15 protein-coding genes are annotated in these 18,978 nt (G+C 53.5%); 7 read left to right on the forward strand and 8 right to left on the reverse strand.

Annotated features, from left to right (window positions below; translation table 11 throughout):
• Positions 1-297: 297 nt before the first annotated feature.
• The 8 genes from prmA to acuI all read right to left on the reverse strand — a co-directional run bounded on the left by prmA (position 298) and on the right by acuI (position 7,904).
• Positions 298-1,179 (reverse strand): 50S ribosomal protein L11 methyltransferase, encoded by an 882-nt coding sequence (prmA, locus tag OGW44_RS20990; RefSeq protein WP_016154723.1) that lies wholly within the window; start codon positions 1,177-1,179, stop codon positions 298-300.
• A 12-nt stretch (positions 1,180-1,191) separates the two neighbouring features.
• Positions 1,192-2,643, reverse strand: coding sequence for a sodium/pantothenate symporter (panF, locus tag OGW44_RS20995; RefSeq protein ID WP_016157593.1), 1,452 nt, complete (start codon positions 2,641-2,643; stop codon positions 1,192-1,194).
• The gene (locus OGW44_RS21000; RefSeq protein ID WP_016154721.1) at positions 2,633-2,875 is read right to left on the reverse strand and encodes a YhdT family protein; all 243 of its coding nucleotides are present in this window, start codon (positions 2,873-2,875) and stop codon (positions 2,633-2,635) included. Before OGW44_RS21000 ends, panF begins: the two co-directional genes overlap by 11 nt.
• Before the next feature lie 107 nt (positions 2,876-2,982).
• Positions 2,983-4,332, reverse strand: a complete 1,350-nt coding sequence (accC, locus tag OGW44_RS21005) for an acetyl-CoA carboxylase biotin carboxylase subunit (protein WP_003828838.1) — start codon at positions 4,330-4,332, stop codon at positions 2,983-2,985.
• Between the two features lie 10 nt (positions 4,333-4,342).
• Positions 4,343-4,813 (reverse strand): acetyl-CoA carboxylase biotin carboxyl carrier protein, encoded by a 471-nt coding sequence (gene accB / locus OGW44_RS21010; protein WP_003025210.1) that lies wholly within the window; start codon positions 4,811-4,813, stop codon positions 4,343-4,345.
• A gap of 392 nt (positions 4,814-5,205) precedes the next feature.
• Positions 5,206-5,805: a protein-methionine-sulfoxide reductase heme-binding subunit MsrQ gene (msrQ, locus tag OGW44_RS21015; protein WP_181598811.1), complete on the reverse strand. Its 600-nt coding sequence runs from the start codon at positions 5,803-5,805 to the stop codon at positions 5,206-5,208.
• Positions 5,806-6,810 (reverse strand): protein-methionine-sulfoxide reductase catalytic subunit MsrP, encoded by a 1,005-nt coding sequence (msrP, locus tag OGW44_RS21020; RefSeq protein ID WP_046275076.1) that lies wholly within the window; start codon positions 6,808-6,810, stop codon positions 5,806-5,808. It abuts the gene before it with no gap.
• 119 nt (positions 6,811-6,929) lie between these two features.
• The gene (acuI, locus tag OGW44_RS21025) at positions 6,930-7,904 is read right to left on the reverse strand and encodes an acrylyl-CoA reductase (NADPH) (protein ID WP_185654409.1); all 975 of its coding nucleotides are present in this window, start codon (positions 7,902-7,904) and stop codon (positions 6,930-6,932) included.
• Positions 7,905-8,129: 225 nt separating this feature from the next.
• Between acuI and csrD the strand changes: the two genes are divergently transcribed.
• The 7 genes from csrD (at position 8,130) to yhdP (ending at position 18,971) form a co-directional block, all read left to right on the forward strand.
• Positions 8,130-10,070, forward strand: coding sequence for an RNase E specificity factor CsrD (csrD, locus tag OGW44_RS21030; protein WP_016154717.1), 1,941 nt, complete (start codon positions 8,130-8,132; stop codon positions 10,068-10,070).
• A 306-nt stretch (positions 10,071-10,376) separates the two neighbouring features.
• Positions 10,377-11,420: a rod shape-determining protein MreB gene (gene mreB / locus OGW44_RS21035; RefSeq protein WP_000913396.1), complete on the forward strand. Its 1,044-nt coding sequence runs from the start codon at positions 10,377-10,379 to the stop codon at positions 11,418-11,420.
• 64 nt (positions 11,421-11,484) lie between these two features.
• Positions 11,485-12,507, forward strand: a complete 1,023-nt coding sequence (mreC, locus tag OGW44_RS21040; protein ID WP_153647182.1) for a rod shape-determining protein MreC — start codon at positions 11,485-11,487, stop codon at positions 12,505-12,507.
• On the forward strand, positions 12,508-12,996 hold the full coding sequence (gene mreD, locus OGW44_RS21045; protein ID WP_003025196.1) for a rod shape-determining protein MreD: 489 nt from the start codon (positions 12,508-12,510) through the stop codon (positions 12,994-12,996).
• A gap of 7 nt (positions 12,997-13,003) precedes the next feature.
• Complete coding sequence (locus tag OGW44_RS21050) at positions 13,004-13,597, forward strand: Maf family protein (RefSeq protein ID WP_153647183.1); 594 nt, start codon at positions 13,004-13,006, stop codon at positions 13,595-13,597.
• Positions 13,587-15,056, forward strand: coding sequence for a ribonuclease G (gene rng / locus OGW44_RS21055; protein WP_003828822.1), 1,470 nt, complete (start codon positions 13,587-13,589; stop codon positions 15,054-15,056). Before OGW44_RS21050 ends, rng begins: the two co-directional genes overlap by 11 nt.
• 114 nt (positions 15,057-15,170) lie before the next feature.
• Entirely contained in the window at positions 15,171-18,971 is a 3,801-nt protein-coding gene (gene yhdP, locus OGW44_RS21060; RefSeq protein ID WP_185654410.1) for an AsmA2 domain-containing protein YhdP, read from the forward strand.
• Positions 18,972-18,978 lie beyond the last annotated feature (7 nt).

The raw sequence follows: 18,978 nt of genomic DNA on the forward strand, positions 1-18,978 counted from the left end.
TGAAAGGCCAAACTTTGACCAATCCACTGAGGTGGATCAATGAATTGCTGGTTAAGTACACAGTTTCAAATTAAAATCTTTAATAATCAGTTTGATACGTGGTTGTGCTAATTTTTCATCCGTTTATAAATTCCGAAAACTTCTCTTTTTTTATTACGGCCAGCCTCAGGTTATCAGGATAAAAAGCTGTTTTTGTGAGCAAATAGTGGCTTTGTAATGCGATCTCGCTCTCATTTCCGCAAATCCTTTTGCGAAAAAAAGAGCGATTATTGCGTTACCAACGGTAACGAGAGGGGATTATTTTTTCTGACCGGTAATGCGGCACCACTCTTCTTTCTCGATAACCGGATCGAGCGTAAAGAGTTCGGCATAGGCCTCACAGACGCTTTCCGCCTGGCTGGCAAGAATGCCAGAAAGCCCCAGCAAACCGCCCTCAACGGGCAGTACGCTGATTAACGGTGCCAGTTCACGTAATGGGCCTGCGAGGATGTTTGCGACCACCACGTCGGCTTTCATCGCCTCTGGCTGGTCTTTCGGCAGATAGAGCTCCAGACGCTCAGAAACGCCATTACGCTGGGCGTTATCACGGCTGGCCTGAATTGCTTGCGGATCGATGTCTACGCCGATGGCTTTTGCCGCACCCAGCTTCAGTGCCGCAATGGCAAGAATGCCGGAGCCGCAGCCGAAGTCGATGACGGTTTTGCCGTTTAGATCGAGACCGTCCAGCCATTGCAGGCATAGGGAGGTGGTGGGGTGAGTGCCGGTACCAAACGCCAGACCCGGGTCCAGCATCACGTTGACGGCATTCTCATCCGGGACATCGCGCCAGCTTGGGCAAATCCACAAACGTTCACCAAAGCGCATCGGGTGGAAGTTATCCATCCATTCGCGTTCCCAGTCTTTGTCTTCGAGCTGTTCGATTTTATGCGCGAAGCCTGCACCCAGCAGCGGATGCTGCTCCAGGATGGCAACCACTTCTTTCATGTCGGTTTCTGCATCGAACAAGCCGATAACGTCGGTATCTCCCCACAGGCGAGTCTCGCCCGGGAGAGGCTCAAATACCGGCGTATCATGCGTGTCCTGGAAAGTAATGGAAACGGAGCCCGCTTCCATCAGCGCATCGCTCAACTCTTCAGCGTTGGCACCGGTTGTGTTCAGTTTCAGTTGGATCCATGGCATGGCAAAACTCTTTTATTTATCAGTAGTCAATATGGCGGCTTGCGGGACGGCAGAACCGAAACGGTTGCCGATCAGGAAAGCCAGCAAGCTTATCAGTAACGAGGGCACAATCGGATGGAAACCCAGGTACTGAATGTTAAATGTAGCGAGTACGGCATAAAGAACGCCGCCGATAATCATCGCGCTCAAAGCGCCCGCCGCGTTTGCACGCTCCCAGTACAGGCCCAGTACCAGCGGCCACAGGAAGACGGCTTCCAGCCCGCCAAACGCCAGCAGATTAAGCCAGATAATCATTTCTGGTGGTTTCCAGGCAGCCAGTAGCAGTAACGCGCCGAGCAATAGGGTAATCACTGCCGACATGCGCTTCAGCCGGGTTTCGTTTTTCAGCTGTTCCGGACGCAGGTTCAGGTACAGATCCTTAATGATCGTAGCGGAACTTTGCAGCAATTGGGCATTGATCGTCGACATGATCGCGGCCATGGGGGCCGCGAGGAAGATCCCAGCAGCTACCGGCGGCAACACTTTGACCATCAGCGTAGGGATAACCAGATCCGGCACTGTCAGATCAGGGATCACCGCACGCCCCAACGCACCCGCCAGATGCATACCAAACATCAGGATCGCCACTACGATGGTGCCGATGATAATGCCGCGGTGTACAGCTTTGCTGTCTTTATAAGAGATGCAGCGTACTGCTGTATGCGGCAGCCCAATTACGCCAAAGCACACCAGTACCCAGAATGAGGTCATGAACGTGGGTGACAGAATGTCATCCGCGCCTTGCGGCGAGACCAGTTTAGGGTCGATAGTTTGCAGGGTTACCACCGCATTGCTGAGGCCACCGGCAGCATGAACGACGCCGACCAGCAGAACAATAGTACCAATCAGCATCACCATACCCTGCATGGTGTCGTTCAGTACGCTGGCGCGAAAACCGCCGAACGCCGTATACAATGCGATACTGACGCCAAAAATAAGCAAACCGGTTTCGTAAGGTATACCCGCAGCGGTTTCAAGCAAACGTGCGCCGCCAATAAACTGTACGGTCATTGCTCCGACAAACGCGACCAGCAGGCTAAGGCTTGCCAGCCACACAAGCAGGCGACTCTGGTAGCGGGCAAACAGCATATCGTTGAGGGTAACGGCATTATAACGGCGCGCCAGAATCGCGAATTTCTTACCAAGAATCCCCAGAGAAAGCCAAACGGCGGGCAACTGGATCATCGCCAGCAGCACCCATCCCAGCCCGTATTTGTAAGCGGCGCCAGGACCGCCAATAAACGAGCTGGCGCTAATGTAGGTTGCCGTTAGCGTCATGGCTAATACGACCCCGCCCATCGAGCGGCTGCCGAGGAAATATTCATTCAGGAAAGTGCCGGTCGATCTCTTACGCATGGCGTAAACGGAAAGACCGAAGACCACCAACAGATAGGCGACCAGCGGCAAAATAACTTCAAGCTGCATCGTCATCCTCCAACGGAATGTCGCGATAGATAAACTTCACCATCGCCCAGCACAGCACGATGAAAACCAGCGGCGTTAGCAGGCAGGCCATTTCGAACCAGTGTGGTAAGCCGGTAAAACCGAGCGTGGAATCTGGTAAGTAAGCGGCCACTAACCATGTGGCAAGATATAAAAGGGTCAGCCACAGCGCCCAGCGCGCCTCTTTATGGGCCTGAACAAAACGAGCGTCCATTTTTTGTCCCTTGTGGATAAAGAAAGCGGGGATTGTACCTTATGGCACGTGCGGGAGGGGAGAAAAACAAAAGGCCGGAATTTCCGGCCTTTTCAGTTAACGCACGCTTACTTTTCCTGAAGTCCGAGTTTTTTCTCCAGATAGTGGATATTGGTTCCACCGTGCTGGAAATGCTCGTCATTCATGATGCGGATCTGCAGATCAACGTTGGTTTTGATACCGTCGATGATCAGTTCCTGCAATGCGTTTTTCATACGGGCGATCGCTACGTCGCGGTTTTCGCCATAGCAGATCAGCTTACCGATCATTGAGTCATAGTACGGAGGTACGGTGTAGCCTGCGTAAATATGAGACTCCCAGCGCACACCAAAGCCACCCGGCGCGTGGAAACGCGTGATTTTACCCGGGCTTGGCAGGAAGGTGTTCGGGTCTTCGGCGTTGATACGGCATTCTACCGCATGGCCTTTAACCACAACTTCATCCTGCTTGATGGACAGCGGTTGTCCCGCAGCGATGCGCAGCTGCTCTTTGATCAGGTCAACGCCGGTGATCATTTCGGTTACCGGGTGTTCAACCTGAATACGGGTGTTCATTTCAATGAAGTAGAACTCGCCGTTTTCGAACAGGAACTCGAAAGTACCTGCCCCGCGATAGCCGATATCAACGCACGCTTTGGCGCAACGCTCGCCGATGTAGCGACGCAGTTCCGGAGTAATGCCCGGTGCTGGTGCTTCTTCGACGACTTTCTGGTGACGACGCTGCATGGAGCAGTCACGTTCTGCCAGATAAATCGCGTTACCCTGACCGTCCGCCAGCACCTGAATTTCGATGTGGCGTGGGTTTTCCAGGTACTTCTCCATGTAAACCATGTCGTTGTTGAAAGCCGCTTTCGCTTCCGCTTTGGTCATGGAGATGGATTGTGCCAGTTCGGCATCGCTGCGCACGACGCGCATACCGCGACCGCCGCCGCCGCCGGAGGCTTTGATAATAACTGGATAACCGATGCGTTTAGCATGAGCGCGGTTAGCGTCCATGTCGTCGCCCAGCGGGCCGTCAGAGCCTGGGACTGTCGGTACGCCAGCTTTCTTCATCGCGGTAATTGCGGACACTTTATCGCCCATCAGGCGGATGGTGTCGGCTTTCGGGCCGATGAAGATAAAGCCGGAACGTTCTACCTGTTCAGCAAAGTTGGCATTCTCAGAGAGGAAGCCATAGCCCGGGTGAATTGCCACTGCGCCGGTGATTTCAGCAGCGCTAATAATAGCCGGGATGTTCAGATAGCTTTTTACGGACGGAGCCGGGCCAATACAGACCGTCTCATCCGCCAGCAATACGTGTTTTAAATCGCGATCCGCGCTTGAATGCACAGCGACAGTCTTGATGCCCAGCTCTTTACAGGCACGCAGAATACGCAGGGCGATCTCACCGCGGTTGGCGATAACAATTTTATCCAACATGTTCGCCTCGTTATTCGATGACGACCAGCGGCTCGTCAAATTCTACCGGTTGACCGCTTTCTACCAGAATCGCTTTCACTACGCCGGATTTGTCGGCTTCGATCTGGTTCATCATTTTCATGGCTTCAACGATGCACAGGGTATCGCCCGCATTCACTTTCTGGCCGATTTCGATGAACGCTTTCGCATCTGGGCTCGGGGTGCGGTAGAACGTACCAACCATTGGGGAGCGTACGATGTGACCACTGATTTCCGCTGCTGCCGGAGCTTCCATACTTGGAGAGGCAGTTTGTGCGACAGCGTTAGACAGAGCTGGCTGCTGCATCACTGGTGCAGCATAAGCCTGTTGCATCATTGGAAAACTTGCAGCTGGCGCCGCACGGCTGATGCGTACAGACTCTTCGCCTTCAGAAATTTCCAGTTCGGAGATGCCTGATTCTTCAACCAGCTCGATCAGTTTTTTAATCTTACGAATATCCATGAGTGGGTTCCGTACTCTTTGTTTAGTGAGATTGTGACAAGCGTTTTACCGCCGTCTGTATAGCATTTTTATAACAGTGAGTGACAAGATGCCACGCATCTCAGGCATTGCACTGGGTGCGGTTGCCATTAAGTGAGATTGCCAGACTTGTTAGTCATTGTGCGGCTATCTTCTGCCATTTTCGGGTAAAAGACAAAATATACCTTCAACATGCGAATGTCACCCTTTCAGCGCTCTAAAAACGCTACCGGGGATAGCAAAGTCGCACATTATAACTATTTCGTAGCAATTGGCAGCTAAATACTGGTCTTATCAGGGAAGATAATCAACCGTTAACATGTAAAGAAAATCGGATCGTCCACATTTTGTAACGCACTGCACATAACGTGAAACTACCGCCACCACTGGCGAAACTTCTTGTAACGGCAGGCTAACAACACCACAGCGAGTGCTGTATAAATAATCGGTTGAGGGGAGATAATTTTTACCGACCACAGATAATGTATGGGTGCCAGGATCGCCACAAGATAGACGAAGTTGTGCAAATACTGCCAATTTTTGCCCAGTTTTCGCTGAGCCGACTGGGTGGAGGTTAACGTGAGGGCGAATAATATGCCCCAACTGGCAATGCCCAGCATCAAATAAGGTCGCGTGATTAATTCCCGTCCTAACAGCGCCAGATTATGAATGCCCAGTTCCAGGAGTGCGTAGCTGGTTAAATGCAACGTTGCCCAGGCGAAACACCATAGCCCTAACAGGCGCCGTGTGCGTATCAATAATGGCTGTTTAGCGTAGCGCGCGAGGGGAGAGACCAGCAAGGTCGCCAGCAAGAATTTCAGAGCTGTCCTACCGGTAAAGTGCTGGATATCTTTGACCGGGTCTGCGCTCAGACCACCGTGATTCACCGCCCAAAATAGCCAGACAAACGGTAAAAAGCCGGCAAGGTGCAGGCAAACTTTCAGCCCGGTAATGTGCTTTGCAGTCAGGCGCACTCAAAAATTCTCCTGCAGATTAAGACCACGGTACAGCGAAGCGACCTCGTCGGCGTAACCGTTAAACAGCAGCGTGGGTTGGCGCTGAACGTCCAGAATACCGCCTGCGCCAATAAAACGCTCAGTGGCCTGGGACCAGCGCGGGTGATCGACATGCGGATTCACGTTGGCATAAAATCCATATTCATTGGGGGCGGCCAGATTCCAGGTTGTCGGGGGGCGTTCGCGGGTTAGTTTAATACTCACGATCGACTTAATGCCTTTAAATCCGTATTTCCACGGCACAATTAAGCGAATGGGCGCGCCATTTTGTGGGGGAAGAGCTTTTCCATAAACCCCCACGGTAAGCAAAGTGAGTGGATGCATAGCTTCATCCAGACGCAGTCCTTCAATATAGGGATACTTCAGCCCGCCGCCAATAAAGCGATCTTTTTGTCCGGGCATCTCATCCGGTGCGTAGATCGTTTCGAAGGCGACATATTTTGCGTTGCTGGTGGGTTCAACCTGCGCCAGCAGTTTATGTAACGGAAAACCAATCCATGGCACGACCATTGACCAGGCTTCCACACAGCGCATCCGGTAAATCCGTTCTTCCAGTGGGAAACGGGCGGTCAGCGCATCGTGATCGAGGGTGAGTGGCTTTGCCACCTCACCACTGATTTTTAACGTCCACGGATCGGTTTTCAGACTGCCAGCATTGGCTGCCGGATCCGCTTTATCGAGACCGAACTCATAGAAGTTGTTGTAGCCAGAAACTTTATCCGCTGGCGTTAAAGGAAGCGAATTTTGCCAGGCGGCGGGTTTACTGAAATCAAGCGGCTTACCCGCGGGCGCGGGCGGGCGGTCATTCCCCTTAAACCAGCTAAGAAGGTCAGCCTGCGCAGAGAGGGGGAAAGACAACGCGGCGGCGCTGATTCCTAATGCTTTCAGTACCTGGCGGCGTTGCATAAAAAAAGCCGACTCGTCAGTGACGTCGGCTTCTGTAAATGGACGTAATTTCTTCATAACAGACTCCCGGCTTACGCGTCATAACTGACAGGGGACGCGTAGTTAATATGGCAGGGAGTCTGTAGATATGCCGCGAAATTTCGTTAATTAAGTGTAAATTTCTGCGCCAGAGCTTGTTACTTCACCTTCACCAGCGTACGACCTTGCACCTGGTTATTGATGATGGCATCGGCAAACTTCGGCGCATCTGCCAGCGTAATCTCCGTGGCGGCCTGAGCATAGAAAGAGTCCGGCAGATCCTTAACCAGACGCGCCCAGGCTTCTGCCCGGCGTGCCGGCGGGGTCATCACCGAGTCCACCCCTTGCAAACGAACGTTACGCAGAATAAATGGCATCACCGTCGTTGGCAGAGCGAAACCGCCAGCCAGGCCGCAGGCAGCAACGCAGCCACCGTAGTTCATCTGTGCCAGGACTTTTGCCAGAACTTTGTCGCCAACGGTATCAACCGCACCAGCCCACAGCTGTTTTTCCAACGGGCGAGATTCAGCAAATTCATCGCGGCCAAGGATACGGTTAGCGCCCAGGCTCTTCAGGTAGTCGTGAGTGCTTTCGCGACCCGAAACCGCCGCAACCTGATAACCCAGCTTATGCAGTAACGCCACGGCCGTGCTACCCACGCCGCCGCTGGCGCCGGTGACGACAATCTCACCGTCTTGCGGGCGAATACCTGCATCTTCAAGCGCCATGACGCACAGCATGGCGGTAAAGCCAGCGGTACCGATGACCATGGCTTTACGTCCGTCCAGCCCTTGTGGCAGCGCAACCAGCCAGTCGCCTTTCACGCGTGCGCGTTCGGCCAGTCCACCCCAATGATTTTCACCCACGCCCCAGCCGGTCAGTAAAACTTCCTGACCTGCATGAAAACGGGGATCTTCGCTTGCGCGCACGGTACCGGCGAAATCGATACCAGGAATCATCGGAAAATTGCGAATGATTTTACCCTTGCCGGTGATAGCCAGGGCGTCTTTATAGTTCAGGCTTGACCAGTGGACATCCACCGTCACATCGCCTTCCGGTAGCTGATTTTCGTCGAGGGGTTGAACGGATGCGAGGGTTTTTCCGTCCTGCTGTTCTAAGATCAAAGCCTGCATAACCTGTCCTCAATTCGTATAGTGGATTGGAAAATTATTAATGAAGACTATACTCGCTAATCAAAACATGATGCCGATTCCGCGCAATAAATTGCCAGATATACCTAATTTGGTAGTATGCCCACACTGTTTGTATAAATGGACGGATTTTGCGTTCAGTTTTGCATTTTCGCGCCGCTTTATCACTTTCATGCCTGTTTCATAACTGTCGGAGTTAACACAAGGATGCGATTAACGACGAAATTTTCAGCTTTTGTGACGCTGCTTACAGGGTTAACGATCTTCGTAACTCTGATCGGTTGCTCGCTGAGTTTCTATAACGCGATTCAATATAAGTTCACCACCCGTGTTCAGGCAGTGGCGACGGCGATTGATACGCACCTTGTCTCCCGCGATGTCGTTGCGCTAACCCCGCAAATCGATGAACTGATGGTTTCGGTTGATATCGTGCGCGTCGAACTGCTACAGGGCGAACACGTGGTGTATGACCACTCCCGAACCAGTAGCTACCGCCCGGCGGGGACGAACAATCTGTATCGTGATGTCACCGTCCCGTTGGTCAAACACCCGGGCATGTCGCTGCGTCTGGTTTATCAGGATCCAATGGGCAACTATTTCCATTCGCTGATGACTACCGCGCCACTCACGTTGGCGATTGCTTTCATTATACTGATGCTCTTTTTGTCTGTGCGCTGGCTTCAGCGTCAGCTTTCAGGTCAAGAGTTGCTGGAGATTCGTTCAACGCGCATTCTTAACGGCGAACGTGGACCGAACGTGCGGGGGACTGTTTATGAATGGCCTGCGCGTACCAGTAGCGCGCTCGATATGCTGCTGACCGAAATTCAAAGTGCCCGCGAGCAACGTAGCCGACTGGATACGCTGATTCGTTCCTATGTGGCGCAGGATACAAAAACCGGGCTAAGCAACCGCCTGTTCTTTGATAACCAACTGGCAACGCTGCTGGAAGATCAGGAAAAAGTGGGATCGCATGGCGTCGTGATGATGGTACGCCTGCCGGACTTTACGCTGCTGCGCGATAGCTGGGGAATTACCCTTGCGGAAGAACAAATTTCAACGCTAATCAATTTGTTGTCGACTTTTATGACGCGCTATCCGGGCGCGTTGCTGGCGCGCTACCACCGTAGCGATTTTGCCATCCTGTTGCCACACCGCACGCTGAAAGAGGCGGAAAGTATTGCCGGGCAATTATTAAAAGCGGTAGATGCGCTTCCGGCTAATAAAATGATCGACCGTGCCGATATGGTTCATATTGGCATTTGTGTTTGCCGCAGCGGTCAGTCGACGGAACAAGTGATGGATCACGCCGAAGCCGCCACGCGGAACTCGGTATTGCAGGGTGGGAACAGTTGGTCGGTCTATGATGACTCACTACCGGAAAAAGGTCGGGGTAACGTACGCTGGCGAACGCTGATCGAACAGATGCTCAGCCGGGGTGGACCAAGAATTTATCAAAAGCCTGCGGTAACCCGTGAAGGACGGGTGCACCACCGGGAGCTGATGTGCCGTATTTTTGATGGCAGCGAAGAGGTTATTTCGGCGGAATATATGCCGATGGTCCTGCAGTTTGGCCTGGCTGAAGAATATGACCGTCTGCAAATCAGCCGTCTGATCTTACTGTTGGGCTACTGGCCGCAGGAAAACCTGGCGATGCAGACAACGGTTGAATCGCTAATTCGCCCACGTTTTCAGCGCTGGCTACGTGATACGCTGATGCAGTGCGAAAAATCATTACGCAAACGCATAATTATTGAACTTGCTGAGGCAGATGTCTGTCAACATATCAGCCGGTTACAGCCCGTCATCAGATTGATGAATGCGCTGGGTGTGCGAATTGCCGTTACGCAGGCGGGTTTAACGCTGGTGAGCACCAGTTGGATCAAAGAGCTTAACGTTGAGTTATTGAAGCTGCATCCAAGCCTGGTGAGGAATATTGATAAGCGAACCGAAAACCAGCTCCTGGTGCAAAGCCTGGTGGAGGCTTGTTCTGGAACGCCAACGCAGGTTTACGCCACGGGCGTTCGTTCGCGTAGCGAGTGGCATACGCTGACGGAACGCGGAGTTGCGGGTGGGCAAGGGGATTTTTTTGCCGCATCACAGCCACTTGACACTAACGTGAAAAAATATTCGCAAAGATACTCGGTTTAACCTGCCGTTTAATTCGTTTTCACGTAGAATAACGCGCGCTGTGCCTTCTGGGGGTGTGCTTGTCTGCTCGCCAGGTTGTAACAGCAAACATGCAGGTGAATGACCTTTGACAGGTTGCAAACAAAAGCGAGGAGTGCTGCTGATTTATTCAGCCCTGATGGACTCAGGCCGATTTTGTAACAAAGGAAACGAACTGCACTAATTTTCACCGTAGCAGATGATTTTTGCGCCTTGTCGCTGCTGCGTGTGGTTGGTAAAGTAAGCGGATTTTGTTTTCCGCCCCAGCTTTCAGGATTATCCCTTAGTATGTTGAAAAAATTTCGTGGCATGTTTTCCAATGACCTGTCCATTGACCTGGGTACCGCGAATACCCTTATTTATGTAAAAGGACAAGGCATCGTATTGAATGAGCCTTCTGTTGTGGCCATTCGTCAGGATCGTGCCGGCTCGCCAAAAAGCGTAGCCGCAGTGGGCCATGACGCGAAGCAGATGCTGGGTCGTACACCGGGCAATATCGCTGCCATTCGGCCAATGAAAGACGGCGTTATCGCTGACTTCTTCGTGACTGAAAAAATGCTCCAGCACTTTATCAAACAAGTGCACAGCAACAGCTTCATGCGCCCAAGCCCGCGCGTACTGGTATGTGTACCGGTTGGAGCAACTCAGGTTGAACGCCGTGCGATCCGTGAATCCGCCCAGGGCGCAGGTGCCCGTGAAGTATTCCTGATCGAAGAGCCGATGGCGGCTGCGATCGGGGCGGGTCTGCCAGTTTCTGAAGCAACCGGTTCTATGGTTGTGGATATCGGTGGTGGTACAACTGAAGTTGCCGTTATCTCCCTGAACGGCGTGGTTTACTCCTCTTCTGTACGTATTGGCGGCGACCGCTTCGACGAAGCCATCATTAATTATGTTCGTCGTAACTACGGTTCTCTGATCGGTGAAGCCACCGCAGAACGTATTAAACACGAAATCGGTTCCGCTTATCCGGGCGACGAAGTGCGCGAGATCGAAGTTCGCGGCCGTAACCTGGCAGAAGGTGTTCCACGCGGCTTTACCCTGAACTCCAACGAGATTCTGGAAGCCCTGCAGGAACCGCTGACCGGTATCGTGAGCGCGGTGATGGTTGCACTGGAACAGTGTCCGCCAGAACTGGCGTCTGACATCTCCGAACGCGGCATGGTACTGACCGGTGGCGGTGCTCTGCTGCGTAACCTTGACCGTCTGTTAATGGAAGAAACCGGTATTCCAGTTGTTGTTGCTGAAGATCCGCTGACCTGCGTGGCGCGCGGTGGCGGCAAGGCGCTGGAAATGATCGATATGCACGGCGGCGACCTGTTCAGCGAAGAGTAATCGGATGCAGGTAGGGTAGCCCGCGGGTTGCCCTTCCGCTCTGATACGAGAATACGCATAGACTATGAAGCCAATTTTTAGCCGTGGCCCGTCGCTACAGATTCGCCTTATTCTGGCGGTGCTGGTGGCGCTCGGCGTTATTATTGCCGACAGCCGCCTGGGTACGTTTAGTCAAATACGAACGTACATGGATACCGCCGTAAGTCCTTTCTACTTTATCTCAAATGGTCCTCGTGAATTACTCGACGGCGTTTCGCAAACGCTGGCTTCGCGTGACCAACTCGAACTTGAAAATCGGGCGTTGCGTCAGGAACTGCTGCTGAAAAACAGCGAGCTGCTGATGCTGGGGCAATATAAACAGGAGAACGCGCGTTTGCGTGAGCTGCTGGGATCGCCGCTGCGTCAGGACGAACAAAAGATGGTGACGCAGGTCATCTCAACGGTTAATGACCCTTACAGCGATCAGGTGGTGATCGACAAAGGGAGCGTTAACGGTGTCTACGAAGGTCAACCGGTTATTAGCGACAAAGGCGTTGTGGGTCAGGTCGTAGCGGTGGCTAAACTGACCAGCCGCGTGCTGCTGATTTGCGATGCGACGCATGCTCTGCCCATTCAGGTACTGCGTAACGATATCCGCGTGATCGCTGCCGGTAACGGCTGCACCGACGATCTTCAGCTCGAACACCTGCCGGCCAACACCGACATTCGCGTTGGCGATGTGCTGGTTACCTCGGGTCTGGGGGGACGTTTCCCTGAAGGCTATCCGGTTGGTGTTGTTTCTTCCGTTAAGCTGGACACTCAGCGCGCTTATACCGTGATTCAGGCACGCCCGACCGCGGGTCTGCAGCGTCTGCGTTATCTGCTGCTGTTGTGGGGCGCCGATCGTAACGGCGCAAATCCGATGACGCCAGAAGAAGTGCACCGCGTTGCCAATGAACGTCTGATGCAAATGATGCCGCAAGTTCTGCCTGCACCAGATGCCATGGGGCCGCCTGCGCCAGTGCCAGCTCCCGCAACAGGCGTGACTCCAGCGCCTGCGAGTACCACGCCGCCACAACCTGCTCCGCGTAAGCCGGGAGGACAGTAAGTGGCAAGCTATCGTAGCCAGGGACGTTGGGTGATTTGGCTCTCGTTCCTTATTGCACTGTTGCTGCAAGTCATGCCCTGGCCGGACGATATTCTGGTTTTCCGGCCAAACTGGGTACTGCTCATCTTGTTGTACTGGATCCTGGCGCTGCCGCATCGCGTAAATGTGGGCACGGGGTTTGTGGTGGGTGCCATACTGGATCTCATCAGCGGCTCCACGCTTGGCGTGCGCGCATTGTCGATGAGTATCATTGCTTATCTGGTTGCGCTGAAATTCCAGCTATTCCGTAACCTCGCGCTCTGGCAACAGGCGCTGGTGGTCATGTTGTTATCACTGGTCGTGGATATTATTGTTTTCTGGGCCGAGTTTTTAGTGATCAATGTCTCTTTCAGACCCGAAGTGTTCTGGAGTAGTGTAGTGAATGGTGTGCTTTGGCCATGGCTATTCTTACTGATGCGTAAAGTCCGTCAGCAGTTTGCGGTGCAATAAGGTTGATATGAATACTCTGTATCTTGCTTCAGGTTCTCCACGTCGTCAGGAGCTGCTCGCTCAGCTTGGTGTTAGGTTTGAACGGCTGGTGCCTGGGATTGAAGAACAGCGACACCCGCAGGAGAGCGCGCAGCAGTATGTTTCGCGTCTGGCACGCGAAAAAGCGCAGGCTGGCGTGGCGCTGGCGCAGCGTGATTTGCCTGTATTGGGTGCAGATACCATTGTTATCCTTAATGGCGAAGTGCTGGAAAAACCACACGACGTCGCCCATGCCGCAGCAATGCTGCGCAAACTGTCGGGTAAAACGCATCAGGTCATGACCGCCGTGGCATTGGCCGACCGCCGGCACAGTCTGGACTGTCTGGTGGTGACGGATGTGACGTTCAGAGCACTAACCGATGAGGACATCGCGGGCTATGTTGCCAGCGGTGAACCAATGGATAAAGCAGGTGCATACGGTATTCAAGGGTTGGGTGGCTGTTTTGTCAGGAAGATCAATGGCAGCTATCACGCCGTAGTCGGCTTACCGCTGGTAGAAACGTATGAGTTGCTGACCAATTTTAACGCACTGCGTGAGAAAAGGGATAAACATGACGGCTGAATTGTTGGTAAACGTAACGCCATCGGAAACTCGGGTGGCTTACATTGATGGCGGTATTCTGCAGGAAATTCATATTGAACGTGAGGCGCGACGCGGAATCGTAGGCAATATCTACAAAGGTCGTGTAAGTCGTGTACTTCCGGGTATGCAGGCGGCTTTTGTAGATATTGGACTGGATAAAGCCGCATTTCTTCACGCTTCAGACATCATGCCGCACACCGAATGCGTGGCGGGTGAAGAACAAAAACAGTTCACCGTGCGCGACATTTCTGAACTGGTGCGCCAGGGCCAGGATCTGATGGTGCAGGTGGTAAAAGATCCGTTGGGTACTAAGGGCGCACGCCTGACGACGGACATCACGCTTCCTTCCCGTTACCTCGTCTTTATGCCGGGTGCTTCGCACGTTGGCGTTTCCCAACGTATCGAAAGCGAAACCGAACGCGAACGCCTGAAAAAAGTGGTGGCGGATTACTGCGATGAACAGGGCGGATTCATCATTCGCACAGCGGCGGAAGGCGTCTGCGAGGAGGATCTGGCCTCGGATGCTGCCTACCTGAAGCGCGTCTGGACTAAAGTTATGGAGCGTAAAAAGCGCCCGCAAACGCGCTACCAGATGTACGGCGAACTGGCGCTGGCGCAGCGCGTGTTGCGTGATTTTGCGGATGCCCAGCTTGACCGGATCCGCGTTGACTCTCGTCTGACCTATGAAGCGTTGCTGGAGTTCACAGCGGAATATATCCCCGAGATGACCAGCAAGCTGGAACATTACAGCGGGCGCCAGCCCATTTTTGATCTCTTTGACGTTGAGAATGAAATCCAGCGCGCGCTGGAACGCAAGGTTGAACTGAAATCCGGCGGCTATCTGATCATCGATCAAACTGAAGCAATGACCACCGTCGATATCAATACCGGAGCGTTTGTTGGGCATCGTAATCTCGACGACACTATCTTTAATACTAATATTGAAGCAACGCAGGCCATTGCTCGTCAGCTGCGTCTGCGTAACCTCGGCGGCATTATCATTATCGATTTTATCGACATGAATAATGAAGATCACCGTCGACGGGTACTGCACTCTCTGGAACAGGCGCTGAGCAAGGATCGCGTAAAAACCAGCATCAACGGTTTTTCACAGCTGGGCCTGGTGGAGATGACGCGCAAACGCACGCGTGAAAGCGTGGAACATGTGCTGTGCAACGAGTGTCCGACCTGTCATGGGCGCGGTACGGTGAAAACCGTGGAAACTGTATGCTATGAAATCATGCGCGAAATCGTGCGGGTACACCATGCATATGACTCCGATCGTTTCCTGGTTTATGCATCTCCGGCAGTGGCTGAAACCCTGAAGGGTGAAGAGTCACATGCGTTGGCGGAAGTGGAAATCTTTGTCGGCAAACAGGTTAAAGTACAAGTCGAACCGCTGTATAACCAGGAGCAGTTCGACGTTGTCATGATGTAATCTGGCCTGGTAAACGCCCAATGGCGATACCTTGCAGGCCGGAGAAGGCGTTCACGCCGCCATCCGGCAAGACGGTTTTGTGAGTCACATTTTTTGGTAGACAAGGAGAGGCGCGTGAGGCGATTGCCGGGGATATTACTGCTCACTGGAGCCGCATTCGTTGTCATCGCAGCGCTGCTGGTCAGTGGGCTGCGCCTTGCGCTGCCTCATCTTGATAGCTGGCGTCCGGCCATCCTTGGCAAGATTGAATCCGCCACCGGTCTGCCCGTCTCCGCCAGCCAACTTTCCGCTAGCTGGCAAAATTTCGGGCCTACTCTTGAAGCGCGCGATATCCACGCGCAGCTTAAAGATGGCGGTGAATTTTCGGTAAAGCGCGTTACATTAGCGCTGGATGTCTGGCAAAGCTTGCTGCACATGCGCTGGCAGTTTCGCGATCTCACCTTCTGGCAGTTGCAGCTGCGTACCAATACCCCCATCCAGCGCAGCGAAAGCGGTGATGGAATTGAAGCCGGCCACCTGAGCGATCTCTTCCTGCGTCAGTTTGATCATTTCGATCTACGCGACAGCCAGATTAGCTTTTTAACCCTCTCAGGCCAGCGTGCAGAACTGGCGATCCCACAGCTTACCTGGCTTAACGGTAAAAACCGACATCGCGCTGAAGGTCAGGTCAGTCTCTCCAGTCTGACCGGGCAGCACGGTGTTATGCAGGTGCGAATGGATCTGCGTGACGACAACGGGCTGTTGAATAACGGTCGGGTCTGGTTGCAGGCCGACGATATCGACGTCAAGCCGTGGCTGGGTAAATGGATGCAGGATAATGTCGCGTTGCAAACCGCGCGTTTTAGCCTGGAAGCATGGATGACGATCAGAAAAGGCGTCGTTTCCGGCGGCGATGTCTGGCTGAAAAAAGGTGGGGCAAGTTGGCTGGGAGAGAATCGTACGCACACGCTCTCCGTCGATAACTTGACGGCGCACATCAGCCGCGAGCAGTCGGGCTGGCAATTCTCCATTCCCGATACCCGTATCACGATGGATGATAAACCCTGGCCAAGCGGGGCGTTAACGCTGGCCTGGATCCCTGAACAGGAAGTCGGCGGCGAGAATCACAAACGCAGCGACGAGCTACGCATCCGCGCCAGCAATCTGGAGCTGGCCGGGTTAGAAGGGCTGCGTCCGATGGCGGCCAAGTTATCGCCTGCGCTGGGTGATATCTGGCGGGCCACGCAGCCGAGCGGCAAAATAGATGTGCTGGCGCTGGATATCCCGTTACAGGCAACAGAAAAAACTCGCTTCCAGTCCTCGTGGACCAATCTGGCCTGGAAACAGTGGAAGCTGCTGCCAGGGGCAGAACATTTCTCCGGTACGCTCGCGGGCAGCGTTGAAAACGGGGCGCTCACTGCTTCCATGAAGCAAGCTAAAATGCCGTATGAAACCGTCTTTCGCGCACCGCTGGAAATAGAGGATGGCGTAGCGACGCTAAGCTGGCTGAAGAATGATAAAGGTTTCCAGTTAGATGGGCGCAACATTGATGTTAAAGCGAAAGCGGTACGCGCACGCGGTGGTTTTCGCTATCTGCAGCCCGCCAATGATGAGCAATGGTTGGGCATTCTGGCAGGTATCAGCACCGACGATGGCTCTCAGGCCTGGCGTTACTTCCCGGAAAACCTGATGGGCAAAGAGCTGGTTGATTACCTCAGCGGCGCTATTCAGGGCGGCGAAGCGGATAACGCCACGTTGGTGTATGGCGGCGACCCGCATCTGTTCCCGTATCTACACAATGAAGGGCAGTTCCAGGTACTGGTGCCGCTTCGCAATGCGAAGTTTGCTTTCCAGCCCGACTGGCCCGCGCTGACTGACCTTAATATTGAACTGAACTTCATTAACGACGGTCTGTGGATGAAGACCGATAGCGTTAATCTGGGCGGTGTGAAGGCCAGTAATCTGACGGCTAACATCCCCGACTATGCCAAAGAAAAACTGCTGATTGATGCCGACATCAACGGGCCGGGCAAGGCGGTCGGACCTTATTTTGATGAGACGCCATTGAAGGATTCACTCGGCGCTACGCTTGAGCAACTGCAGATTGACGGCGATGTGAATGCTCGCTTACATCTTGATATTCCGCTAGACGGCTCGCAGGTTACCGCCAAAGGTGACGTCAACCTGCGTAATAACAGCCTGTTTATTAAACCGCTCGACAGCACGCTGAAGAATTTGAATGGTAAATTCAGCTTTATCAACGGTGATCTGAAGAGCGAGCCGATGACCGCGAACTGGTTTAATCAGCCGCTGAACGTCGACTTTTCCACGACCGAAGGGGCGAAAGCCTATCAGGTAGCCGTGAATCTGCAAGGTGACTGGCAGCCAAGCCGCATGGGGATTTTACCGGCGCAGGTCAACGACGCGTTGAACGGTAGCATAGCGTGGAATGGCAAGGTAGGAATCGATCTTCCGTATCATGCCGGGCCGACCTACAACGTTGAGTTAAAGGGCGACCTCAAGAATGTAAGTAGTCACTTACCTTCTCCGCTGAATAAGGCGGCCGGTGAGGCGTTGCCGGTGAACGTTAAGGCCAACGGCAATCTGCGCAGCTTTGATCTGACCGGCAACGCTGGCAGTAAAAATCATTTTAATAGCCGCTGGCTGCTGAATCAGAAACTGACGCTTGACCGCGCAATCTGGGCGTCGGAAAGCCGCACCGTGCCCGCGTTACCCGATCAACAAGGCATAGAGCTTAATCTTCCCCCTATGGATGGCGCGCAATGGCTGGCGTTATTCCAGAAAGGCGCTGTGGATAACGTGGGCAGCAACGCTAACTTCCCGCAGCGCATCACGATGCGTACGCCATCGTTATCCCTGGGCGGTCAACAGTGGAATAATTTGAGTATCGTTTCTGAGCCTGCGAGCAATGGCTCCACCGTGCAGGCGCAGGGCCGTGAAATTAACGCCACGCTGGCTATGCGCAATAATGCGCCGTGGCTGGCCAATATTAAGTATCTTTATTACAACCCAAGTGCGGCAAAACCGTCACAAAATAGTACGCCAGCCTCGCCGTTCTCAGCCATCGACAACGTCAGCTTCCGTGGCTGGCCGGACCTTCAGCTGCGCTGTGCCGAGTGCTGGATGTGGGGACAGAAATACGGGCGCATTGACGCCGATGTAGCGATTAAAGGCGACACGCTGACCTTGAGTAACGGTCTGTTGGATACGGGTTTTGCCAGACTGACCACCGACGGCGTGTGGGTGAATGCGCCGGGCAAGGAGCGAACGTCGCTGAAGGGTAAACTGAGCGGCAATAAAATTGACTCCGCAGCCGGTTTCTTTGGCGTATCAACGCCGATTCGCAATTCTTCATTCAACGTGGAGTATGATCTGCATTGGCGTAATCCGCCGTGGGATCCTGATGTAGCCTCGCTGAATGGTATTTTGCGTACCCGGCTGGGCAAAGGCGAACTTACCGAACTCAGTACCGGACATGCGGGGCAACTGTTACGTCTGCTAAGCTTCGATGCGTTACTGCGTAAACTGCGCTTTGATTTTAGCGACACCTTCAGCGAAGGCTTCTACTTCGACTCGATTCGCAGCACGGCGTGGATCAAAGATGGTGTGATGCATACCGACGACACGCTGGTGGACGGTCTGGAAGCCGATATTGCGATGAAAGGTTCAGTGAACCTGGTACGCCGGGATCTGGACATGGAAGCCATCGTTGCACCAGAAATATCTGCCACCGTAGGCGTTGCCGCCGCGTTTGCCGTCAACCCGATTGTTGGTGCGGCGGTGTTTGCCGCCAGTAAGGTGCTGGGGCCGCTGTGGAGCAAAGTCTCGATTCTGCGCTATCGCATCACCGGTCCGGTCGATAAGCCGCAAATTAACGAAGTTCTGCGTCAGCCGCGCAAAGAAAGCCAGCAATGATTTGACG

The sequence above is a fragment of the Citrobacter sp. Cb023 genome (assembly GCF_030336805.1).
Lineage (GTDB): Bacteria > Pseudomonadota > Gammaproteobacteria > Enterobacterales > Enterobacteriaceae > Citrobacter > Citrobacter braakii.